The sequence below is a fragment of the Cupriavidus sp. 05L411 genome (assembly GCF_056398045.1).
In genome coordinates this window covers 419,731-442,977 of sequence record NZ_JBFTOQ010000001.1, presented here as the reverse complement: position 1 = coordinate 442,977, position 23,247 = coordinate 419,731, and the positions used below count along the sequence as shown (strand labels likewise).

Sequence of the window (23,247 nt, the reverse complement as noted above, 5' to 3'; positions counted from 1 at the left end):
CGCATGCAAAGCGCCGGAGCATGGTGGCGCTGCCGGCAGATGCTGCTGGGCTGGGGCAGCGTCGGCCTGGTCTACGGCAGCACCAGCCTGCTGCAAAGCGCACCGGCGCTGTTGCCCGAAAGCGCGCTGGATCGCCTGATCCCCTTCGATGCTGCCGGCATCTGGCTTTACCTGTCGTTCTTCGCCTTGATACCGGTCAGCTTTGCGCTGGCCCCGCCGCAACGGTTGCGGTGGCTGCGCACGGCGATGCAGTGTGCAGCGCTTGCCTGTGGTGCCGTCTTCCTGGCATGGCCTACCACGCTGGCCTATCCGAGCCTGCCGGGCGACGGGCTGAGCAGCACGGTGCTGAGCTGGCTGATCGCCGGCGACTCGCGGCAGAACTGCCTGCCCTCTTTGCATGGCGCGCTGACGCTGCTAAGCGTCTGGGCGCTGCTCGACTCGCGCCGCAAGCTGCGCAGCGCCAGTGCGATCGGCTGGGGGCTGGCGATCTGCTACTCGGTGGTGCAGACACGCCAGCATGTCTCGCTGGACCTGGCCGCCGGCCTGCTGGTGGGCCTGGCCGCGGGCACGGTGGCCACCTGGCTGGCGCGCCCCAAGGTGTCCGCGGTGACCCTTATCCAAGGACCTTCGCAATGAACGCATTCGCACTCCCCCTGATCGCCATGCTGCTGTGCGTGGTGGCTGAGTTGCTGATCCGCAAGTATCGCCGGGGAGAGTCCATTCCCTGGCGCGAGGTGGTCTTCAACCTGGGGTCCGGGCACATCTTGATGTGGTTCTTCCGCGGTCTGGAGATCGCGGCCTTCGGGCTGGTGCTGCGGGTCGCCAACCTGCATTGGGTAGACGCATGGCCGCTCGCCTGGCAGTGGGCGTTCGGCTTTGTCGCGTGGGATTTCTGCTTCTACTGGATGCACCGGTTGCATCACAAGATACCCCTGCTGTGGGCGGTGCACGTGGTTCATCATCAGGGCGAGCACTTCAACCTGTCGCTGGGCATCCGCAACTCCTGGTACTCGTCGCTCACCAACCTGCCGTTCGTGATCGGGCTGGCTGTGGCGGGCTTGCCGCTGGAGATCTTCGTGGTGGTCTCGTCGATCCACTACGCGGTGCAGTTCTACAACCACAACGGCCTGGTGGGCAGCTCCGGCATCCTGGATCGCTTCCTGGTCACGCCGGCGCATCACCGCGTGCATCATGGCACCGCGCCGTGCTACCTCGACCGGAATTTCGGCGGCACCTTCCTCTGGTGGGACAAGCTGTTCGGCACCTTCCAGCCAAGGCTGGCTGACGTGCCGCTGGACTATGGCGTGCCCGGGACACCACGCAGCGACAACCCCTTGCTGGCAAGCAACCTGCCGTTGCTGCGCCTTGTCGGCGGCACCTGCAAGCATCGTGCGCCGCGCCCTGGGTTCCATGTGCCGGATCTGCTCATCGGCCTCGGCGGGCTGCTGCTGTTCGGCATCGTGATCCACTACATTCACCGCGATGGGGCGTGGCAAGGGCAGCGGCAGGCGCTGCTGTTCGGCCTGATCTTTGCCGCCACCATCGCCCTGGGCGCCATGAGCGACGGCCGACGCTGGGGCGCGGCCGCCTGGGTCTTGCTGGCGGGCGCGCTGGCGCTGGCCGGGCCGCTGCCGGAGCCCGCTCCTGACTGGCCGGGCGCGTGCCTGTACCTCGGGCTGCTGCTGCACGGCGTCGCCACCCTGCCGCGCTTGTTGCCTCGCACGCTGTCGCGCTGAATTTGTCTGCGTCCACCATCGCCGGCGAGGCGTCACCCGCCTTCCTGTTCAAAATTTAGGCAGTCCGATACATAACCGCCACCATTGGCCAAGCGCGGCACGTCAAGCTCGGTTATCCACACAAGCTGTGGATAACACGATCCGGCAATCGTGGACAAAATGTGTACGTGTGCCGCAACAATCGACTGTGGCCCGGTGCGATACCGGTCGCCTTCTGGATTGGCTCCCCGTCTGCTTTGGGAATCTTCTGCCCGTCCTTGCAGATTGTTCCAAGTGATATCCCTCGCACCGCGGGCTATCCTGCCTGAGTCGCCTTGCGGGCAGCCGATGCGCGCACCGGCCCTGCGAACCGCATTCATGCCAGTTGGACAATTCCTATGAAAATCGCACTGCTAGCGGATCTGTCGCTGCAGGCCAAGGCCATTGCAGACGCCCTCGCTCGCGCCGGCGTGCCTTGCCACACCTACCCCGCAAGCGCGGAGCTTTTCCGTGACATTGACCAAGCCGGCTACGACGTCCTGCTGATCGACCACGAGCTTACCGACATGCCTGCCGTGGAAGCCGTGCGCGCGGTGCGCGGCGCCTGGCGCAGCGAAGTGCCGGTGATGGTGGTTTCCCGCCAGCGCGACGAAGACTCGGTCGTCAATACCCTGCAGGCGGGCGCCGACGACTACATGATCCGCCCGCTGCGCGCGCGCGAGCTGGTGGCCCGACTGCACGCGCTGCAGCGCCGCGCCGCCTTGCGCCGGCAAACACCGAGCCCGGACCTGGCGGTCGGGATCTATTCACTGGACTGCCTGGCGCACGAGGTCGTGTTCCAGGGACGCCGGCTCACGCTGCCCCCCAAGGCGTTCGAGCTGGCAGCGTTGCTGTTTGGCAGCGTCGGCCGGGTCTTGTCCCATGCCCATATCGAACGCGCAATCTGGGGCTATTCGCTGCCACCGTTGTCCCGCGCCCTGGCGAGCCTGGTATCGCGCCTGCGCAGGGCACTGGAACTCCACCCCCGCAATGGGCTGGTCATCACGATGGTGTATGGCAAGGGGTATCGCCTGGATGAGACCGGCACGCGGCTGCCTCGGCCCGGCCCGCTCAGCACTGGCTGAGCACCGGGTGCGGCGCCGGCCTGCCGAGGTAGTAGCCCTGCCCGAAGGGCACGCCGAGATCGCGCAGCACCGCCAGCTCATCGGCGTCCTCGATGCCTTCGGCGATCACCTCGCCGCCCAGTGCCTTGACCAGGGCCAGCACCGTGCGCACGACTTCAAGCCGGCGCGAGCAGTTACCGATGCCACGCACCAGCGACTTGTCCAGCTTGGTGTAGTGCGGCGCGAGGTGGACCAGCCGGTCGAGATTGGCGTGGCCGGTGCCGAAGTCGTCCAGCGCATACTGCATGCCCAGCTCGCGGAGCACGGCCATGGCGTGCCCAAAGCGCTCCGCGTCCTCGATGGGGGTCTGCTCGGTCACCTCGATCACGACCCGATCCGGCGCGATGCTGTTCGCCACCAGGGCTCGCATGGCACTCCCGCCGTTGGCCAGCAGGTGGCGCAGCGCCATGGCGCTGAAGTTGAGGAACAGCTTGCCGCGCAAGCCATTCGCCAGGCACGCGGACAGCCCGGTGCGCGCCGCCCGCAGCTCCAGCTCGATGGTCTCGGCCTCGTCACGGGCCAGGCGGAACAAGGCATCCGGCATGGCCAGCGGCGACTCGGCGGGCCCCCTGACCAGCGCCTCGTAGCCCAGCACCTGGCCGGTCCCGAACACCACAATAGGCTGGAAGACGGCGTGGAGCGGCGGCAAGCGTAGCCGCGGCACGGGCGCGCCGCCCAGGGGGTAGGCAATCTGCATGGACGGAGTGAACGTGACGTGGGGAGGCGCGGCGCCAGGCGCAAGAAGCTGGTGAGCCAATGTGACTCGCCCTCTATTTCATGTCAGCCATGTGTCACCCGGATGACAAAGCCGATTACCCCTGCGCAATGGCGGGATGTCATTGATGCGTCACAGGTTGAAGCGAGCATGCAAACCATAACAAAGTCATGCCGTCACCCGCGGTAAGCCGGCGCTGCAAGCTGGCGCGCGAGATGGCGGCCCCCCAGGGTCAGCATATGGGCCGCGTGGCCCATCGGAGTCTCAACCGTGTTGCAAGCCATCAACCTTCGCCTTCCACGCCGTGCCGGCCGGCGCATGCCCGCCTGGCTGGGCCGGCTTCCCCTCAGCGCGCGCATGTGCGCGGCATTTGCGCTGGTCTATGTGTTCGGCGCCGTGGTGGGGCTGACGGGCATTTTCAGCCTCGTCTCGGTCAAGCAGATGACAGATACGCTCTATCAACGCGATATGCAGGGCGCCATCGCGGCGGAGCGCGCGCAATCGGCGCTGGCCCGGCTGGGCCGCGCCCAGCTTGCCCTGACCATGGCGACCAGCAGCACCGAGCGCGACGGCGCAACCGCCGACATCGACAGCGCACTCGCCCGCCTCGACCAGGCCCTTGGCACCGTGCGCACGGCCGCACCCGCCCAGGCCGCCGCGCTGCAAACCGAGCGCGACAGCGCCGCGGCGATGCTGCGTGACTATGTCACGTTGCTGCGCAAGCAGCCGCTCGATGCCCTGCAGTTCGACAGCGCCGTTTCGGTCGACGGCCATTTTCTTGGCGAGCAATTACAGAAGCTGGCCGACCTGGTCGAGGTCACGCGCAAGCAGCAGGAGCGGCAGGCCGCCGATACGGTAGCCACCGTGACGGCCAGCCAGTTGCGCGCCCAGACCGTGATGGTTGGCATGCTGGTGGCGAGCCTTGCAGCGGCGGCCGCGCTAGCCTGGTTTGCCTCGCGCCTGCTGCATTCGGAGCTGGGCGGCGAGCCGGCGGACGCGGCCAAGGTGGCCAGCCGCATCGCCTCGGGCGACCTGCAGCAACCCGTGCGCGTGCGCGCCGGAGATGACCACAGCCTGATGAGCCTGCTGGCGCGCATGCGCGACCAGCTCGCCGGCGTGCTGGAAGGGATCCAGCTCTCCGCCGCCGAGATCGCCGCGGCCAGCGAAGGCATCGCCAGCGGCAACCACGATCTGTCGCGCCGCACCGCGCAGCAGGCGGCCGCGCTGGCCGCCGCCGCCGACAGCGTCGCCCGCCTCACCGCGCTGGTCGGCCAAGCCCACGCCCAGGCCACCGAATCCAGCGCCATGGCGCGCCAGGCACGTGAAGCCACCGACGCCGGCATGGCGGTGGTGAACGAGATGAGCGGCGCCATGGACACGGTGAACCAGCACTCGCGCAATATCGCGGAAATGGTCGAAGTGATCGAGAGCATTGCCTTCCAGACCAATATCCTTGCGCTCAACGCCGCCGTGGAAGCGGCCCGCGCGGGCGAGGCCGGGCGCGGCTTCGCCGTGGTGGCGCAGGAGGTGCGCGGGCTGGCGCAGCGCAGCGCCAACTCCGCGCGCGAGATTCGCACCACCATTGGCCAGGCCAGCTCGGAGATCGCCCGTGGGGCACGGCTTAGCGGGCAAGTGGTCAGCGCCATGAGCGGCATCGAGCAGGCGGTAGGCCAGAGCCACCAGTTGGCCGAGCGGCTGTGCGGGGTGGCGGACGAACAGGCGCGCGGCATCCGCTCGGTGGGCGAGGCGGTGGCCCAGCTCGACCAGACCAGCCGGCAGAACGCCGAGCTGGTCGAAGTCGTTACGGCGCAGGCGGCCAGCCTGGATGAGCAAGCGGCAGGCCTGTCGGCTGGGGTCGCGCGCTTCCGGTTCTGACGCTGAATGATCCATGTTCTGCTATGCAGAACATGGATTCCACAGTGCAGTTGACGCATAAGGCGATCGGTGGGAGTATTCCGCCATCGAAAAATCCGGCGGCCCACGCCGGACGCCTTATCTGGAGACTGTGATGAGTAGCACCCCCACGCCCGCCGCGCACGCACCGGCTGCCCCTTCATTTTCCCGCTTGCACCAGATCATCGGCCCCTGGGTCCAGAGCCACCCCGAACGCGTGGCCCTGATGGACGCGGAGCGGTCCTTGCGCTACGGCGAGCTGGACGGCGCCATTGCCGAAACCGCCCGCGCACTGGCTGGCGCCGGCGTGCGGGGCGGCGATCGCGTGGTGCTGGTGACCGAGAACAGCGTAGGCTGTGCGGTACTGATCCTGGCGCTCAGCGCGCTGGACGCATGGGCCGTGCCGGTCAATGCCCGCCTGTCCGCCCGCGAGATCGACAACATCATCGAACACTCGGGCGCGCGCATCGCGCTCTACCTCGACAACGCCCATCCTGAAGCACGCGAGCACGGCCTGGCGCGCGGCGCGCAACCGGCCGAGTGGCCGCATGCGGGCAAGCTGCTGCTGGGCGCGCTCAATGCAGCCGCCGTGGCTGAGCCGGTGGACGCAGCGGCGCGCGACCAGGTAGCCGCGCTGATCTACACCACTGGCACCACCGGCGCCGCCAAGGCCGTGATGTTGACGCACGCCAACCTGATGTTCATCGGGCGCTCCAACCGCATGCAGGCGCGCGTGCAGCCGGGCGACCGGGTCTACGGCGTGCTGCCGATCTCGCATGTCTACGGCCTGTCCGTGCTGCTGGTGGGCCCGCTCTCGAACGGCGCCACGGTATTCTACGAACCGCGTTTCCGCCCCGAGAAGCTGGCGCACGCGCTGGTCGCGGAGCGGCTCACCGTGCTGCATGGCGTGCCCGCCATGTATGCCAAGCTGATCGAATGGAGCCGCGCCCAGGCAACGCCGCTGCAAGCGCCCGCGCTGCGCATGGCGCAATCTGGCGGCGCGCCGCTCACCGCCACGCTCAAGGCGGCGTTTGAAGCGAGCTTCGGCATCATCCTGCACAACGGCTATGGCATGACCGAGACCTCGCCCACGGTCTGCCAGACCCGGGTGGAATCGCCGCGCACGGATTGCTCGGTGGGCCCGGTGGTGCCTGACGTGGAGATCCGCCTGGGCTCGCCCCTGCCCGATGGCAGCGGCGAGCTGCTGGTGCGCGGCCCCAACGTGATGAAGGGCTACTACCGCCGAGCCGACCTGACCGCGCAGGTGATCGACGCCGACGGCTGGCTGCACACCGGAGACCTGGCGCGCATCGATGCCGACGGCGCGGTCTCCATCGTGGGGCGCTCCAAGGAAATCATCATCCACTCCGGCTTCAACGTGTACCCGGAGGAAGTCGAGCAATCGATCAACGCCTACCCGGCCGTGCTGCAGTCGGCGGTGGTGGGACGCGCGGTAGAAGGCAACGAGGAAGTGATCGCCTTTGTGGAGGTGCGCGAGGGCATGACGCTGGACCAGGCCGCGCTGCGCGCCTTCCTGCGTGAGCAGCTGTCGCCCTACAAGATGCCGGCGGAGGTCAGGATCGTGGCCCACCTGCCGGCCGCACCGTCCGGCAAGATACTCAAGGCCAAGCTGCGCGAGCTGCTGGCCAGCGCAGGCTGAGACGCAAGCTCAGCCCCAAGCCAGCCGAGGCCACGCATGTCCGAACCGCAGACCGAAGATCCACCGCACGAAGCGCAAGTGCAGCAGCACATGCAGCAGCACAAGGAAGACCGGCATTTCGTGACCGCGCTGGCGCGGGGCCTCGACGTGCTGGCGAGTTTCCGCAGCTTTGAGACGCGGCTGGGCAATGCCGAGCTGGCGCAGCGCTGCGGCCTGCCTAAATCCACGGTGTCGCGCCTCACGCATACCTTGACCGAGCTGGGCTACCTGCGGCTGGACCCGGAGCAGGCCAAGTACCAGCTCGGCAGCTCGGCGCTGGCCCTCGCGCCGGCGGCACAGCATGGCGTGGATGTGCTGGCGGTGGTGCGTCCGTTCATGCAGGAGCTGGCCGACCTGTCCCAGGGCGTGACGTCGCTGATCGTGCGTGATCGGGCGCAGATGCTGATCTTTGAGAACTGCCAGTCGGAGTCATACCTGACGTTGCGGGTGGCGGTCGGCACGCGCATTTCCGGGCTGACCTCGGCCGCGGGGCGTGCCTACCTGCAAGCGTTGCCCGCCGTGGAACAACGGCAAGCACTGGCCGCCTTCCGGCAACAGGAAGGGATGGACGCCCCCAGTGCGCAGGCCATTGTGGAGCGCAGCCGCGCGGAGGTGGAGCGCCAGGGCTGCACCACGTCGTTTGGCGAATGGCTGCCGGACATCAACTCGATCGCCGCCGCGTTCCGGCCCGGCCCGGCGCTGCCGCCGATGACATTGTCGTGCAGCGGGCCCACCGCCATCGTGCCGGCCGCGCTATTGCTTGAGACGGTGCGCCCGCGCCTGCTCGAGAGCATTCGCGGCATCGAAGCGGCGCTGCGCGCGCAGGATCGCTAGGAGCGATTGGCCGGGATTTGTAAAAAAAGAGTTGAGAAGCAATCGGATATTAAAAAAAGACCGCCTGCCCCAAGGTCGAGAGAGCACGGAGGTAACATGGGCAGGCGGGTGCAAAAGTTTGCCGCTGCTTACGCAGGGCCCAACATCGGAAGCAACGTGTTCAGGTCAACCTGTTACTTAGCGACTCGCTGCCGGTCGATGACATGTCGAAGCCAGTACCGAACGTGTCGAGCACCTTGAACTTCGCGGTGTCCACATGTGGATCGGGCGTGCCAGTTCGCGTGCCGTCGCTGAACGGATCGAAGGGGCCCCACTTCGCCGCATTGCCTTTGGCGTCGAACTTGACGTGGAGCGCAGCGTCCACCCAAGAGCGTCTCTTTTCGCCCTTGCTTCGCGCGGGCGCAACCGTTGTGAAGCTCGAGGCCACTAGCACCGCGACGGCGAACCCACCAAAAATTACCGATTTGGTAATCATTTTTCGCTCCTTGAGGAAAATACCATCTGAATATTCTTGTTAGGCATCTCATAACGCCGCTCAAAACGTGTGGCGAAGTCCAAGCCCTACCCCAAGCATGGACGTCTCGCCTGCACCGAGGGCGTAGCTATTCCCTGTCCCCAGACTGTTGGCATAATTTACGGCGCTATTATCAAGATTGAGTCCCGCGTTCTTTGCGAAAGAAGTTACGACGTAGGCACTTGTACGCTTGGAGAATGAATAATTGGCGATTGCCGTTACTTGCCATGGGTTTCCCATTTGCGATTCACCTACTCTTCGGTGAATCTTGTCGTACGCGTACTCCAAAGTGAAATCCACACTCGGTGTCAACTTGTAGTTTGCGCCGATCCAATAGAAATCGTCTCGCAGGATTTCACTTCCAGCCCCATCTTTATTCTTTCCCCAGCGGTACCCGGCCATTAGCTTTGCAGGCCCCGCAGCATAGCTTCCGGCAACCGCGAGTTTCTTGAAACCTCCCGTCCCGTTCGCCATGCTCGGATTGAATTCGTCAAAGGCTAGCGCGGCTCCAAAATTTCCGCCAAAATAATTCACTCCAACGCCATACGCAGAGTCTCTGTGAAATTGCCCCGGAACCTCGCCGGTTCCTGTGAGCGGGATTGTGCTTGGCGCGGTGGCGGGTAACGCGAGACCTGTTCCAAAGGACCAATGGGCACCGATTGTGAAGGGACCGAAAGCACCGCTATATTTCGCCGTGTTGTCTTCTCGATAGGCAGGCCCAAGAAGAAGTACGGTTGGCGAGTATTGCGTTGCGTAGATCGTTGGTGAAAAGTTTGCAATGGAATCGAACAGCGATGTGTATTGACGCCCGAATGTGAATTTTCCAAGGGCGCTACTTTGTAATCCAACGAACGCTTGGCGGCCAAAAAGTCGACCCTGCATCTGAGTACCGTTATCGAGACTCACGCCGCTTTCCAGGACAAAAATGGACTGCAGGCCTCCACCAATATCCTCTGTTCCGCGAATCCCCCAGCGCGATCCGGACAGACCACCAGAATCCATTCGATAGACGTTTTTTCCGGCCCCACTATTGAACCCATTGCTTGCCAATGGCACCGTACCGACGTGATTTGCGTATTCCATGCTCATATCTGCAACGCCATACAGAATAACGTTAGACTGAGCCCAGGTCATGCCAGAAAATAGGCTCAAGTAGCCCAGAAGAATTGGATTTACCTTCATATTTTGTCTCCTCACCACGATTTTTATGACCTCTCGCACAGCAGCACGCCTTGGGTGGAGGCCATGCACCCAATGTCCCGTCTAGAAGACGCTTTAATGCAAGTTGATTGGAATCAAGGGAAATGTGGCAGGAACATGCCCTTGCAATTCAATATGACTCGGGCACCAGTTTTCCGGCGGGCTGCGCGGTGGTCTCGTGTCGATCGCGCTGTGCATCGGCCGCGTTGCCTGGCCGAATCCTGAACCAGATCGAGTACATGGCCGGCAGGAACACCAGGGTCAAAATCGTCCCGGCAAATGTCCCGCCGATGAGCGTGTAAGCGAGTGCGCCCCAGAACACCGAATGGGTCAGCGGAATGAAGGCCAGGATGGCGGCCAACGCGGTGAGAATCACTGGTCGCGCACGCTGGACGGTGGCTTCCACAACGGCCCTGAACGGATCCAACCCTTCGTCTTTGTTGTGCTGAATCTGCCCGATCAGGATCAGCGTGTTGCGCATCAAGATGCCCGACAACGCAATCAGGCCAACCAGCGCGTTGATGCCGAACGGCTGCCCGAACAGAATCAGCGTTGGCACCACACCAATCAAGCCGAGGGGGCTGGTCAGGAACACCATGACCATCGCCGGAATGGACCGCACCTGGAAGATGAGGATCAACAGTGTGATGGCCAGCATGATCGGGAACAGCGGCAGCATGGCCTTCGTCGCCTTGCCCGATTCTTCAATGGAACCCGCTTGTTCAATGCGGTATCCGTTGGGCAGTTTCTCGATAATTGGCTGAAGCTGCGCGCTGACGGCTGTCGACACGTCGGGCGGTTGCAGGCCATCGGCAATATCGCCTCGCACCGTGATCGTCGGCATGCGATCGCGCCGCCGAATGATGGGCTCTTCCATGCGCACATCGATCTTGCCCACCTGCGAGAGCGGAATGCGTTGCCCGTTGGCGCCTGCCAGCGTGAAGTCGCCGATCTTGGCCGGATCCAGTCGGATGTCGCCGGCCGAGCGGGCGGTCACCTGCACCGTGCGGATGTCCTCGCGCACCGCCGTCACCGGAATACCGTTGAGCAGGAATTGCAGTTGTTGCGCGACGGCGCTGGAGGTCAGCCCCACGGCCTGCAAGCGGTCCTGCTGCAAGGTGAAGTGCAGCGTCGGTACGCGCATCCCCCAATCGGTATTGACCGTGCGCATCATCGGGCTGGCGTCCATGACTTGCCGAACATCGGCCGCGATGCGGCGCAACGTCTGCGCATCGGGGCCGGTCACGCGATAGGCAACCGGGAACGCAGAGTACGGACCGAACACGAGCTGCGTGACCCGTACGCGCGCCTCGGGGGCGAGGCCGTCGGCAATCGTCTGGCGCAGGCGCTGCTTCAACGCGTCACGCTCTTCCTGGCTGTCGGTGCGGATCACGATCTTGGCGAACGACGGATCCGGTAGTTCCGGCCCCATCGCCAGATAAAAGCGCGGCGCACCCTGGCCAACGTAAGCCGTCACAATCTTGGCTTCCTTCTGTTTGGCGAGCCAAGCTTCCAGCTTTGCGGTGGCCGCGCTGGTCTGGTTGATCGATGTTCCATAGGGCATCTGCACCTCGACCAGCACTTCAGGCCGATCCGAAATTGGGAAGAACTGCTTCTTGACCACCGCCATACCGAGAATGGCCAAGGCAAAGAGCCCGACGACCGAACCCGCGACCAGCCATTTGCGCGCAATCACACGCCCGAGCAGCGCACGGAAGCGGTTGTAACGCAGGGTGTCGTAAATCGCATCGTGGCCGCCTTCGACCTTCTTGAAGTCGGGCAGCATCTTTACGCCTAGGTAAGGCGTGAACACCACTGCGACCACCCAGGACGTGATCAGCGCAATGCCGACGATCCAGAACATGTTGCTGGTGTATTCACCGGCGGTGGATCGCGCAAAGCCATTGGGCATGAAACCGACGGCGGTCACCAGCGTGCCCGATAGCATGGGCGCCGCAGTATGGCTCCACGCATAGCCCGAAGCGGCGATGCGGCTGTAGCCCTCCTCCATCTTCACTACCATCATTTCGATGGCGATGATGGCGTCATCCACCAGCAGGCCCAGCGCCAGAATCAAAGATCCAAGTGTGATGCGGTCGAAGTTCTTGCCTGTCGCAGCCATCACCACAAAGACGACCGCCAGTGTCAACGGCACGGCCGCGGCCACCACCAGGCCCGCGCGCCAGCCCATGCTGACGAAGCTCACCAGCATGACCACCAGCAGCGCGGCGAAGAACTTGAGCATGAACTCATCGACGGCAGCGGCGATGTTGACTGCCTGGTCGGTCACCTTGGTCAAGCTCATGCCGAGCGGCATGTCAGCGTTGATGGCGCCCACCTCCTTGTCGAGCGCCTTGCCCAGGTCCAGCCCGTTCCAGCCTTCGCGCATGACGATGCCCAGCAGCAAGGCAGGCTGGCCACCATTGCGCACCATGAATGTGGCAGGATCCTCGTAGCCGCGCTTGACCGTGGCAATGTCCGACAGCTTCAACGTTCGGCCCTGCGATACAACCGGCGTATCCCGAATCTTCTGCAGCTCGTCGAACGCGCCGTCCAGACGGATGAATACCTGCGGCCCTTTCGTCTCTACCGAGCCGGCTGCCGTCAGGGCATTCTGGCTGTTGAGCGCGGCAAACACTTCTTGCGGACTCACGCCCAGCGTCGCCAGCCGGTCATGGGAGAACTCGACATAGATGCGCTCCGACTGCTCGCCGATGATGTTGACCTTCTTCACGCCGGGCACGTGCAGCAAGCGCTGACGCAGCGTCTCCGCATCTCGCACGAGCGCACGTTGCGGTTCGCCCTGCGCCTTGAGCGCAAACAACGCAAAGGTCACGTCCGCATACTCGTCGTTGACCATCGGCCCGATCACGCCGGGCGGGAGGTTGGCCACCTCGTCGCTGACTTTCTTGCGCGCTTGGTAGAACTCCTCCTGTACTTCCGACGGTGGCGTGCTGTCGAGCAGGGTCAGCGTGGTGAACGCCAGGCCGGGCCGCGTGTACGTTTCCGTGCGGTCATACCAGCGCAGCTCCTGCATGCGCTTTTCGATCTTCTCGGCCACCTGGTCTTGCATTTCCTGCGCCGTCGCGCCGGGCCACGCGGTGATGATGGTCATCACCTTGACCGTAAACGCCGGGTCTTCCGCGCGGCCCAGCTTGAAGAAGGAAATGAGACCCGCCAGAGAGATCAGGCAGATTAGGAACAACGTGATGGCGCGCTCGCGCACGGCGAGCGCCGATAGATTGAAACGACTTTGGCTCACAGGCGCACCCCCGCGATGGCAGTGCTGGCACCTTGCCCTGCCACACGGACTTGCTGTCCTTCACGCAGCAGTTGTGCGCCAAGCGCGACGATCCGCTCCCCTTGCTTGACTTGGCCAGCAACTCGAGCGCTTTCGTCACCGAGGCGCACGATGGTGACGGATCGCCACGACACCTTCGCGGGATCACCTTGGATGACCCACACGCCCGGGCCTTTGCCGGCATCGAACACGGCACCAAGCGGCACCTGCAGATCGCCTTGCACGGTGGCAAGCCGATCGGGAATCTGGATCGTCACGGTGGCGCCCAGCGGCGCATTGGCCAGTTCCCCATCCAGCACATAGCGCGCTTCGAACGTGCGGGTAAGCCGATCGGCAGCATCCGACAGTTGCCGCAGCTTGGCAGGTACACCGGCGCTTTCCTTACCGAAAAGCGTGGCTTGTGCGACAGAGTCGATCGCCGGCCGCAACGTTTCCGGCAACTGGACCACCGCTTCACGGCGGCCAGCGTGGGCCAGCCGTACGACGGCTTGCCCTGCGTTGACGACCTGGCCGGGCTCGGCCAGCGTCTCCATGACCACGCCTTCACCATCGGCAACAAGCTCTGCGTAACGGCTGGCGTTACGCGCAACATCGGCCTGCGCTTCCGCTGCGCTCAGCTGGGCTTTGGCGGCGTCCGCCGCAGCCTTGGCTTGGTCATAGGCTGAGGCGGAAATGGCGCCCGTTCCGCGCAGATCGCGGTAGCGGGCTTCGTCTTCCGCCGTCTGGTGCGCGCGCGCTCGCGCGGCGCTCACGGCTTCTTGCTGTGCGTGCGCGGCGAGCTTCAGATCGACAGGGTCGATGCGCATGAGCGGTTGCCCGCGCTTGACGGTCTGCCCGGCATCCACAAGCCGCGCCAACACCTTGCCGGGCACGCGGAACCCGAGATCACTCTGCACCCGGGCAGCGACGACCCCCGTGAATGAACGCGACGCGGAAGCGACGGGCTGAACGAACGCGGCACGCACCAACGGTGCCTCGGTGCGCGGATCGGCAGGGGCCTTTTCGCCGCAAGCGCTCAAAGCGAGCGGCAACGCACCAATAACGATAGAGGTAACAAAGCAACGAGAAAGCATGAAAGCCCCATCGACAAGATGATCTGGGCTTTCATTCTGGTTCCTGTGACTATTTTAGTCAATGGTCACAAACAGAAAATCTGCGCGTCAGGGGGAAAGACTCCGAAGCACGAGGCTGGAGAGCAGCCCGGGCGCACTTTCCGTGTAGTCAAAGCTGTACTGCAGAAGCAACGGATTCATGTACGGGCGCATGACCAGGTAGATGGCCGTCGTGGCCTCGTCCAACGGCGTCTTGCGCTCGAAGTCTCCGGTCTCCCGGCCCTCCTGCAGCACATCGCGCAACAACCTCTGGATGCGGTCCTCATAGGCGATCACCGCTTGCCAGCGTTCAGTCGCTGCCGAGGCCGCGATCTCGTACAGCTTGCGGTCGTGGGAAAACAACCGAAGGCTGGCCTCAGTCAAGGCTTTGAATATGCGCCGGAGCTTCTCCGGCGGGGAGTCGGCGTCGGCCAGGGCGGCATTCACGTCGGCCTCGATGTCACGCAGGCAGTTGGCGCAGATCATCTCGCCAATGGCCTGCTTGGACTCGAAGAACTTGTAGATGTAGGCCTTGGAAAAACCAATGGCCTTGGCCAGATCGGAAACGGCGGTCTTCTCGTAGCCATAGCGGCTGAAGTGCTCAGTGGCGGCGGCAACGATCTGGTCTCGCACGTCATGGTCCGCCGGGCCACGGGCAGAAACGGGGTAGGGGGTGCTCTTCATAGGCTCCAGCTTACGCGAGTCGCGATAGTTGAACAACGTGTGACTATTTTGTACTATAGTCACTAAAAACCGATGAAAGACATCCATGTTGCCAAAACACTCCCTTATGGCCCTCTTCGCTGCCAGCCTGGCGACCGGTTGTGCCGTCGGCCCCGATTATGTGAAGCCCGATGTGCCGGTTCCCCGACAATTCCAGGGCCAGACAGCAGTGGAGCAGCGGACAGCCAATGCCGAAGCCGACCTGCCTGCGTGGTGGGCTGGCTTTGGCGATCCGCAACTTACGCGGTACGTGCAGCTCGCGCTGGAACAAAACCTGGACCTTGCACAGGCCTTCGCCCGCGTCGCGCAAGCCCATGCGGGGCTTGGCGCTGCCAATGCTGCGTTGCTGCCCTCCGGCAATGTCACGGGCCAGGCCGCGCGTGCGTACCAGTCCGTCGAAACCCCTTTGGGCCGCGTCTTGAATTCGCGGCCCGGCTTCGACCGCTACGGCAACGCTTTTGAGGCCGATGTCAGCGCAAGCTGGGAGTTGGACGTATTCGGCGGCCTGCGCCGTGGCCGCGAAGGGGCACTTGCCGACTACCAGGCCTCCCAGGCGGGCGCAGTCGCCACACGGCTGGCCGTGGCCGCACAGACTGCCGATATCTACATCACCATCCGCGGCTTACAGACGCGCTTGAAAGTGGCCCGCCACCAGGTACAGACCCAAGCAGAATTGCTCTCCACCATCAACCTGCTGTACGGCAAGGGACTGGCGGCCGAGCTTCAAGTCCGGCAGGCCGAAAGCGCACTCGCTCAGGTTCGCGCTTCCATCCCACAGCTTGAGGCTGGCCTCGATGCGGCGATGAACGCGCTGGATGTGATGCTCGGCACGCTGCCGGGCACGCACCGGGCGGAGCTTGCGCAAGGCGGCGACATCCCGGCCGCTCCGCAAATTGCGATCAGCGGATCGCCGGGCGAATTGCTGAGGCGCCGCCCTGACCTCATCGTTGCCGAGCGTCGCCTAGCGGCTTCCAACGCGCGCATCGGTGCCGCCATTGCGGAGTACTACCCGAAGTTCTCGCTCAGCGGCCTGCTGGGCAGCGCCACATCGGTGGGCGCCGGCAGTCTGTTCGGCAGCGGTGCCAGTCAATTCGCCGGCGTGCTCGGCCTGCGCTGGCGCCTGTTCGACTTCGGCCGTATCAACGCGCAGATCGATCAGGCCAAGGGGCAAGAGGCGGAGATGCTCGCCGCGTACCGGCTCGCCGTGCTGCGCGCCACGGAAGACGTGGAAGACGCCTTCTCGGCTCTGGTCAAGCGCGAGGAGCAAGCGGCCGTGCTCACGCAAGGCGTGGATTCGCTCGGCCGCGCGCGAAATGCTTCGTTTGCCGCCTACCAGAGGGGTGTCGTCAGCCTGATTGAAGTCCTGCAAGCCGACGAAAGCCTTTTGCGCGCATCAGACGCGCGCGCCCAGGCGCAATCCGAATCCGCGCGCGCCGCCGTCGCGGCTTTCAAGGCGCTGGGCGGTGGGTGGCAGCCCAACGAATCGACCGCCGTTGCTAGCAAATAGGCACTCTGCGGAGGAGGCTGCGCATTCAGCACGGCTCATCGCTCGAACCTTTACCGCAGCACCGAACCACTCATATCGAAAGAAACTGCCATGTCGAATTCCAAAGTTGTCGTCATTACAGGCGTGTCCTCGGGCATCGGCCGTGCCACCGCGGCGAAGTTTGTGTTGCGGGGCTGCCAGGTATTCGGCACCGTGCGCAGCCTCGCGAAAGCGCAGCCGCTACCGGGCGTTGAATTGGTTGAGATGGATATCCGCGATGAAGCCTCTGTTCAACGGGGTATCCAGGCCATCATCGCGCAGGCCAAGCGCATCGACGTGCTGGTCAACAGTGCCGGCGTGACGCTGCTCGGAGCGACCGAAGAAACCTCGATCGCCGAAGGGCAGGCACTGTTTGACACCAACGTGTTTGGCATCTTGCGCACCACACGAGCCGTATTGCCACACATGCGTGCGCAACGTTCGGGAAGAATCATCAACATCAGCTCCGTGCTCGGCTTTCTGCCGGCGCCATACATGGGCCTATATTCGGCATCCAAACACGCTGTGGAAGGGATGTCCGAGACGTTGGACCACGAGGTGCGCAAGTTCGGCATCCGTGTGGTGCTTGTCGAACCCTCATTTACCAAGACTAGTCTGGACATCAATGCCCCTCATGCGGTTTCCAAGGTAACTGCCTACGACGACGAGCGCAGCGTCGTTTCGCAGGCGATTCAAGAAAGTGTACAAAAAGCACCGGATCCCGATGGCGTCGCGAGCACGATCGTCGATGCCGCCTTTGGTACGTGGCAAATGCGCCGCACACCCAAAGGCGAGGCCTCCCTGCTGAGCAAGCTGCGCCGTTTCATGCCGGCAGGCCCGGTCGATGCAAGTCTGCGGAAAACGTTCGGGCTTTCTTGAGGCGCTTTATCCCAATCAGATCCGACGCACACATCATCTGAAGAGCCTCATGACAAATCCAGATAGCTCAGCAACCGCGGCCTCTGCAACGATTGCTCCGGCTTTACCCAATGCACAGATCAACTGAACGTGCCCCTAGGCCTGGCTGCCATGTGGCGCGGTGCGACATTGCGCACCGAGACAAAACAGCACACCACGAACCGCCCGCTTGATCTGTTCGGAATGGGCCTACTGATCGTCGGAACGGGTGCTTTGGCGCTGTCCATTGTGCAATCAGAATCGCCTGGATGGTCGCGTCACGAACTGCTCGGTATTGCCGGTATCGGGCTTTTGAGCATCATCGGATTTGTGGCGTGGGCTCGCGTTTCGACCGCACCGCTGGTGGACTTGGGGTTGTTTCGCAACCCGACTTACCGTTACGTCAATCTCGCAACGTTGAGTTTCGGCATCGCGTTTTCGATGATGTTCTTCGGCTTCTTTTTCTACATGAAGTCGATCTGGCATTACTCGCTGCCATTGGCGGGCCTTGCCATCACCCCGGGGCCGCTTCGGGTGATTCCGGTGGCCACCCTCTCAGGCCGGATCGCTAGTCGGCATGGCCACCGCCCATTGTTGGTGGCGGGCAGCGTGCTCTACGCGACCAGCGCAGTGTGGTTCTTGCTGGTGTCGGAAGCGCCAGTTTGCAACGTGCCGACTTCAATGCGTTTTACCTGTGCCATATGAGCTTGGCGCTGCTGACCGCAGTCCTGTGCCTGCCCGTCGACACGTTGCCCCGCGCTATCGCCGTACCGGCATGAGCACATCAACCGGTTGGGGGATTACCTGCTGGACCTGCAGTGGCGTGTGCCTCCGCTTGATCCATCGAGTGCCACGCACACGCCGCTCATCAACTCGAACGCCGTCAGCGTGGCGGCCAGCCGGCGCTGGGCCAGTTCCAGCAGGCGCAGTGCCGCATGCGGATCGCTCACCGCGGCCAGCGCCGTCATGCGCGCCGCCGGACGCGGGAACAACTTGAGGGTGGCGGCGGTGATCACGCCCAACGTGCCCTCCGCGCCGATAAAGAGCTGCTTGAGGTCGTAGCCGGTGTTGTCCTTGCGCAGGCCGCGCAGGCCGTCCCAGATCTCGCCGTCGGGCGTCACCACTTCCAGCCCCAGGCACAGCTCGCGCGTGTTGCCGTAGCGCAGCACCTGCACCCCGCCCGCGTTGCTGGCGAGATTGCCGCCGATGGTGCAACTGCCCTCCGCGCCGAGCGACAGCGGGTACAAGCGCCCCGCTTCCTGCGCCGCTTGCTGCACGGCGGCCAGGATGCAGCCTGCCTCCGCGGTGAGCGTGTTGTTGATCGGATCGATCTCGCGGATGCGGTTCAACCGCGCCGTGGACAGCACCAGCGCGCGGCCGCCGACGTCCGGGATGGCGCCGCCCACCATGCCCGTATTGCCGCCCTGCGGCACCAGCGGCACCTGGCGCGCCGCGCACCAGCGCACGATGGCCGCCACGTCGGCCGTGCTATCGGGCTGCGCCACCGCCAGGGCGCGGCCGGTCCAGCTGCGGCGCCAGTCGGTGAGAAACGGCGCCGTGTCATCGGCGGCGCTCAGCAAGCGGCCGGCAAACTGGTTGCGCAAGTCGGCCAGCGTGGCATCGGTCATCGGTGTCTCCTGTCTTGTTTTTTGTTTTTTGCTTTTTGCTTTTTGTCTTCTTCGGTCAGTCGGCGATCCGCATCGCCGGGGTGATCTGGCGCGGGTCCGTGACCAGCTCCAGCACGGCGGGCTTGCCCGCGGCCTGCGCGCGCGCAAAGGCCGCGGCGAAATCTTCCGTCTGCGTCACGCGCTCCGCCCAGGCCCCGCACGACTGCGCCATCGCCACAAAATCCGGGCTCGGGATGTCCGTGCCGCTGACGCGCCCGGGATAGCGCTTTTCCTGGTGCATGCGGATGGTGCCGTACATGCCGTTGTTGACTACCACCACGATCAGGTTGGCGCTGTACTGCGCGGCCGTAGCCACTTCCTGCGGGTACATCAGGAAGCAGCCGTCGCCGGCGAAGCACACCACGGTGCGCTGCGGGTCGCGCAGCTTGGCGGCAACCGCCGCAGGCAGGCCGTAGCCCATGGCGCCGCAGGTGGGGGCCAGCTCGGTGCGCGGCTGGCGATAGGCGTAGTAGCGATGCAGCCAGACCGTGTAGTTGCCGGCGCCGTTGGTCAGCACAGCGTCGTCGGGCAAGACCCGGTCCAGGTGCGCGACCACCGCGCCCATGTCCACGCCGGTGAGCTGCGGGTGCGGCTTGGCCGGGGCCACGAAGACGCCATGCGCGGCGCGCGCGGCGCTGGTCCAGTCGCCCCAGCGCACCGCCGCCGGCGGCGTGAGCGCGGCCAGCATGGCGGCGCCGGGCTCGATGCCCGCATGGATAGCCAGCTCGGGCTGGTAGACGCGGCCCAGCTCGGCGCTGTCGGCGTGCAGGTGGAACAGGCGCTGGCGCGGCTGCGGGGCCTCCAGCAAGGTGTAGCCGTCGGTCGCGATATCGCCCAGCCGCGTGCCGAAGGCCAGGATCACGTCGGCCGTGCGCACGCGCTCGGCCAACGCCGGGTTGACGCCCAGGCTGAGGTGCCCAACGTAGTGCGGATCGCGATTATCGAATACGTCCTGGCGGCGGAACGCACAGGCCACCGGCAGGTTCCAGCGCTGCACGAAGGCCGCAAAATCGGCCGCCGCCTGCGCACTCCAGTTGGCGCCGCCGGCAATCACCAGCGGGCGCTCGGCCCCGGCCAGCGCGGCAGCGAGCGCGTCGGCATCGGCCGCGCGCGGTGCCGCCGCCACCGGGCGATAGCGGCCGGTATCGGCCACCTCGCACAGGCCGTCCAGGACGTCTTCGGGCAGGGAAATCACCACCGGGCCGGGCCGGCCCGAGGTGGCGCACTGGAACGCGCGTGCCACCAGCTCAGGGATACGAGCCGGATCCTCGATCTCCACCACCCACTTGGCGATGGAGCCGAACATGGCGCCGTAGTCGACCTCCTGGAAGGCCTCCCGGCCCTTGTGGCCGCGAGCGATCTGCCCAACAAAGAGCAGCATCGGCGTGGAATCCTGCGCTGCGATATGCACGCCGATGCTGGCGTGCGTGGCGCCCGGGCCGCGCGTGACGAAGCAGACGCCCGGGCGGCCCGTGAGCTTGCCGTCGGCCTCGGCCATGTTGGCCGCGGCGCCTTCGTGCTTGCAGACGATCAGGTCAATGGCGGGCTGGTCGTGCAGCGCGTCGAGGACATCCAGGAAGCTCTCACCCGGCACGCAGAAGATACGCTCCGCGCCGTGGATGCGCAGCGCGTCCACCAGGACCCGGCCGCCGGAGCGCGCCGCCGGCTTGGCGGAGGAGGAAGTGGAAGGCACGGTAGCTGCAACGGATTGGCTGGTCATGGCAGAAAGAAAATGGTGCAGTGCAATCAGGCCGGAGCCGGAACGGGAGCGATCCGGAACCTCCAGGAATGGAGCGATTGTTACGTCGCGAATGCTTTGGGCGCCTGGCTTCAGGCGCATTTCTGTTATGCGTAAAACGCAAGGCTACTCCCACGGCACGCGTGTAGCCTGTTGCCAGGCGATCCCACCCTGCCACACGCGCCGCTTGCCAGAGCATAGCGGCCGCGTCACGCAGCGCAAAGGACGATGGCCCAGACAAAAATACAATGGAGACCAAGACATGCTTCTGCAGCTTCTGCGCCTGCGGGCCTTGCGGGCCAGCCGGCCGGCCCATCAGTCCCATCCCGCTTTCCATCCCGCCTCCCAATCTCGCCTCGCCTTTGGCCTGCTCGCCTGCGCGCTGGCCACCGTTGGCACGCAGCCGGCGCATGCGCAGGACGTCTGGCCGACCAAGCCGGTCAACTACGTGGTGCCCTTTGCCGCGGGCGGCACCACCGACGTGCTCGGCCGCCTGATTGGCCAGCGCCTGTCGCAGATGATCGGCCAGCCGGTGGTGGTGGAGAACCGCGCCGGCGCGGGCGGCAATATCGGCTCCGACTATGTGGCCAAGGCCGCGCCGGACGGTTACACCCTGGTCGGCGGCACCATCAGCTCGCACTCGATCAATGTGAGCCTGTATCCGAAGATGCCTTACGACCCGATCAAGAACTTCCAGCCCGTGGCCCTGATCGGCACCCTGCCCAACCTGCTGGTGGTCAACGCCAACAGCCCGTGGAAGACCGTGCAGGACGTGATCGCCGCCGCCAAGGCCAAGCCTGGCGCGGTCTCCTTCGGCTCGGCCGGCAACGGCACCTCGCAGCACCTGGCCGGCGAGCTGTTCTCCAGCATGGCGGGCGTCAAGCTGCTCCACGTGCCGTTCAAGGGCAGCAGCCCGGCCGTGCAAGCTTTGCTGGGCAACCAGGTTGATGTCTTGTTCGAGAACAGCGTGGCCGCCATGCCGATGATCCAGTCCGGCAAGTTCCGCGCGCTGGCCACCACGGCCGCCAGGCGCGCCCGCGAACTGCCGGACGTGCCGACCGTGGCAGAAGCCGGTGGCCCGAAGCTGCAAGGCTACGAGATCGTTTCCTGGCAAGCCGTGTTTGCCCCCGCTGGCACGCCTGCACCCATCGTCAACCGCCTTGCCGCGGACATCGGCAAGATCATCCAGGAGCCCGACATGCGCGCCCGGCTGGCCTCGCTCGGGATCGAGCCGTCCGGCGCCGGCCCGGCCGAACTGGGCGCGTTCCAGAAGAGCGAAGTGGCCAAGTGGGCGCAGCTGATCAAGAGCGCCAACATCCGGCCGGAATGACGCCGGTGCATGACTCGCATGGCTTGCCGGGTACCCAAGCCGGGCCCGGCGGCTTATCATGGGGGCCGCCTTGTCCCATCGATCTCTCCACCGATCTCCCCTCCTCTTTCGAACCCCAAGCTCATGAGTGAACACCGCATCCCGACTCCCGCCCTCCATCAATGGGTGGTCGATCTCTGGCTCGCCGCCGGCTCCGATGCCCGCGAGGCCCGCCTGACCGCCGACCACCTCGTCGGCGCCAACCTGTCTGGCCACGACTCGCACGGGGTCGGCATGATCCCGAAGTACGTGATGTCCTGGCAAGGCGAGCAGCTTCAACTGAACCAGCGCGTGAGCGTGGTGCACGAGGCTGGCGGCATCCTCAGCCTGGATGGCAATCGCGGCATGGGCCAGGCGGTGACCGAGGAAGCCATGGGCCTGGCCATCGAGCGCGCGCGCGAGCACGGCGTATGCGTGCTGGGGCTGCGCGCCTCGCACCACCTGGGCCGGGTCGGGCACTGGGCCGAGCAGGCTACCGCTGCCGGCATGATCTCCATCCACTTCGTCAATGTCCTATCCAAGCCGATCGTGGCCCCGCATGGCGGCTATGAGGCGCGCTATGGCACCAACCCGTTCACCATCGGCGTGCCGGTGGCCGGCGGCGAACCGCTGGTGATGGATTTCGCCACCAGCGCGATCGCGCTGGGCAAGGTGCGCGTGGCCAACAACAAGGGCGTGACGGTGCCCCCGGGCTGCCTGCTCGACACCGAAGGCCACCCTACCGACGACCCGGCCGTGATGTTCCCGCCCGCTGGCGAGGCGCAGGGCGCGCTGCGCCCCTTCGGCGAGCACAAGGGCTACGTGCTGGCGGTGATGTGCGAACTGCTGGGCGCGGCGGTCACCGGTGGCCACACCCTCCGCCCGGAAACCCTGACCCACGAGCACGCGGTCTGGAACAACATGCTGGCCATCGTGTTCGACCCCGAGCGCCTGGGCAGCAGCACCACCTTTGGCCATGAAGTGCAGGCCTTCGTCGACTGGCTGCGCTCATCGCACCTGCAGCCCGGCACCGATGCCATCCTGCTGCCCGGCGAGCCGGAACGCGCCTGGCGCCGCGCCCGCGCCGAATTCATGCCGGTGGACAGCGGCACGCTGGCCCAGCTTGACGACGCCGCGGCGCGCGTGCAGGCAGCACGCGGCAAGTGGCCCGGCCCGCTGTCGCGGCTGGCGGTGGACTGATCCCCCCGCTCCGGCGACTCACCG

Annotated in this window: 18 protein-coding genes and 1 pseudogene; 11 read left to right on the top strand and 8 right to left on the bottom strand. The window is 65.1% G+C overall.

The window, feature by feature from the left end:
• Positions 1–3 precede the first annotated feature (3 nt).
• From AC1DQR_RS02050 to AC1DQR_RS02040, 3 genes are all read left to right on the top strand, one after another.
• Complete coding sequence (locus AC1DQR_RS02050; RefSeq protein WP_416052556.1) at positions 4–636, top strand: phosphatase PAP2 family protein; 633 nt, start codon at positions 4–6, stop codon at positions 634–636.
• On the top strand, positions 633–1,736 hold the full coding sequence (locus tag AC1DQR_RS02045; RefSeq protein WP_416052555.1) for a sterol desaturase family protein: 1,104 nt from the start codon (positions 633–635) through the stop codon (positions 1,734–1,736). The genes AC1DQR_RS02050 and AC1DQR_RS02045 overlap by 4 nt, the downstream gene beginning before the upstream one ends.
• 377 nt (positions 1,737–2,113) lie before the next feature.
• Positions 2,114–2,839, top strand: a complete 726-nt coding sequence (locus AC1DQR_RS02040; RefSeq protein WP_416052554.1) for a response regulator transcription factor — start codon at positions 2,114–2,116, stop codon at positions 2,837–2,839.
• On the opposite strand, the gene AC1DQR_RS02035 is transcribed toward AC1DQR_RS02040, so the two are convergent.
• Positions 2,826–3,575, bottom strand: a complete 750-nt coding sequence (locus tag AC1DQR_RS02035; protein ID WP_416052553.1) for an EAL domain-containing protein — start codon at positions 3,573–3,575, stop codon at positions 2,826–2,828. The genes AC1DQR_RS02040 and AC1DQR_RS02035 overlap by 14 nt on opposite strands.
• A 288-nt stretch (positions 3,576–3,863) precedes the next feature.
• On the opposite strand from AC1DQR_RS02035, the gene AC1DQR_RS02030 reads away from it, so the two are divergent.
• The 3 genes from AC1DQR_RS02030 (at position 3,864) to AC1DQR_RS02020 (ending at position 8,019) form a co-directional block, all read left to right on the top strand.
• Positions 3,864–5,468: a methyl-accepting chemotaxis protein gene (locus AC1DQR_RS02030; protein ID WP_477132418.1), complete on the top strand. Its 1,605-nt coding sequence runs from the start codon at positions 3,864–3,866 to the stop codon at positions 5,466–5,468.
• Positions 5,469–5,601: 133 nt separating this feature from the next.
• Positions 5,602–7,146, top strand: coding sequence for a class I adenylate-forming enzyme family protein (locus AC1DQR_RS02025; RefSeq protein ID WP_477132417.1), 1,545 nt, complete (start codon positions 5,602–5,604; stop codon positions 7,144–7,146).
• A gap of 36 nt (positions 7,147–7,182) precedes the next feature.
• On the top strand, positions 7,183–8,019 hold the full coding sequence (locus tag AC1DQR_RS02020; RefSeq protein ID WP_416052550.1) for an IclR family transcriptional regulator: 837 nt from the start codon (positions 7,183–7,185) through the stop codon (positions 8,017–8,019).
• Between the two features lie 160 nt (positions 8,020–8,179).
• Here AC1DQR_RS02020 and AC1DQR_RS02015 read toward each other — a convergent pair whose 3' ends face one another.
• The 5 genes from AC1DQR_RS02015 to AC1DQR_RS01995 all read right to left on the bottom strand — a co-directional run bounded on the left by AC1DQR_RS02015 (position 8,180) and on the right by AC1DQR_RS01995 (position 14,809).
• Positions 8,180–8,494, bottom strand: coding sequence for a hypothetical protein (locus AC1DQR_RS02015; RefSeq protein ID WP_477132416.1), 315 nt, complete (start codon positions 8,492–8,494; stop codon positions 8,180–8,182).
• 60 nt (positions 8,495–8,554) lie between these two features.
• On the bottom strand, positions 8,555–9,715 hold the full coding sequence (locus AC1DQR_RS02010) for a porin (RefSeq protein ID WP_416052548.1): 1,161 nt from the start codon (positions 9,713–9,715) through the stop codon (positions 8,555–8,557).
• Between the two features lie 148 nt (positions 9,716–9,863).
• Positions 9,864–12,995, bottom strand: a complete 3,132-nt coding sequence (locus tag AC1DQR_RS02005) for an efflux RND transporter permease subunit (protein WP_416052547.1) — start codon at positions 12,993–12,995, stop codon at positions 9,864–9,866.
• Positions 12,992–14,107 (bottom strand): efflux RND transporter periplasmic adaptor subunit, encoded by a 1,116-nt coding sequence (locus tag AC1DQR_RS02000; RefSeq protein WP_416052546.1) that lies wholly within the window; start codon positions 14,105–14,107, stop codon positions 12,992–12,994. The genes AC1DQR_RS02005 and AC1DQR_RS02000 overlap by 4 nt, the downstream gene beginning before the upstream one ends.
• A gap of 87 nt (positions 14,108–14,194) precedes the next feature.
• Complete coding sequence (locus tag AC1DQR_RS01995) at positions 14,195–14,809, bottom strand: TetR/AcrR family transcriptional regulator (RefSeq protein ID WP_416052545.1); 615 nt, start codon at positions 14,807–14,809, stop codon at positions 14,195–14,197.
• Between the two features lie 85 nt (positions 14,810–14,894).
• Between AC1DQR_RS01995 and AC1DQR_RS01990 the strand changes: the two genes are divergently transcribed.
• The 3 genes from AC1DQR_RS01990 to AC1DQR_RS01980 all read left to right on the top strand — a co-directional run bounded on the left by AC1DQR_RS01990 (position 14,895) and on the right by AC1DQR_RS01980 (position 17,975).
• The gene (locus AC1DQR_RS01990; protein WP_477132415.1) at positions 14,895–16,355 is read left to right on the top strand and encodes an efflux transporter outer membrane subunit; all 1,461 of its coding nucleotides are present in this window, start codon (positions 14,895–14,897) and stop codon (positions 16,353–16,355) included.
• Positions 16,356–16,445: 90 nt separating this feature from the next.
• Positions 16,446–17,252: an oxidoreductase gene (locus AC1DQR_RS01985; protein WP_416052543.1), complete on the top strand. Its 807-nt coding sequence runs from the start codon at positions 16,446–16,448 to the stop codon at positions 17,250–17,252.
• Between the two features lie 150 nt (positions 17,253–17,402).
• The gene (locus AC1DQR_RS01980) at positions 17,403–17,975 is read left to right on the top strand and encodes an MFS transporter (protein WP_416052542.1); all 573 of its coding nucleotides are present in this window, start codon (positions 17,403–17,405) and stop codon (positions 17,973–17,975) included.
• 134 nt (positions 17,976–18,109) lie between these two features.
• Here AC1DQR_RS01980 and AC1DQR_RS01975 read toward each other — a convergent pair.
• Positions 18,110–18,898, bottom strand: a pseudogene (locus tag AC1DQR_RS01975) (FAD-binding oxidoreductase); the annotation flags it as partial.
• A gap of 55 nt (positions 18,899–18,953) precedes the next feature.
• Positions 18,954–20,657: a thiamine pyrophosphate-binding protein gene (locus AC1DQR_RS01970; protein WP_416052538.1), complete on the bottom strand. Its 1,704-nt coding sequence runs from the start codon at positions 20,655–20,657 to the stop codon at positions 18,954–18,956.
• A 280-nt stretch (positions 20,658–20,937) separates the two neighbouring features.
• Between AC1DQR_RS01970 and AC1DQR_RS01965 the strand changes: the two genes are divergently transcribed.
• Together AC1DQR_RS01965 and AC1DQR_RS01960 are read left to right on the top strand one after the other, a co-directional pair.
• Positions 20,938–22,005 carry a Bug family tripartite tricarboxylate transporter substrate binding protein gene (locus AC1DQR_RS01965; protein ID WP_416052537.1) on the top strand — a complete coding sequence of 356 codons (1,068 nt, stop codon included), beginning with the start codon at positions 20,938–20,940 and terminating at the stop codon, positions 22,003–22,005.
• Positions 22,006–22,128: 123 nt separating this feature from the next.
• Positions 22,129–23,223 (top strand): malate/lactate/ureidoglycolate dehydrogenase, encoded by a 1,095-nt coding sequence (locus tag AC1DQR_RS01960; RefSeq protein ID WP_477132414.1) that lies wholly within the window; start codon positions 22,129–22,131, stop codon positions 23,221–23,223.
• Positions 23,224–23,247: the final 24 nt, after the last annotated feature.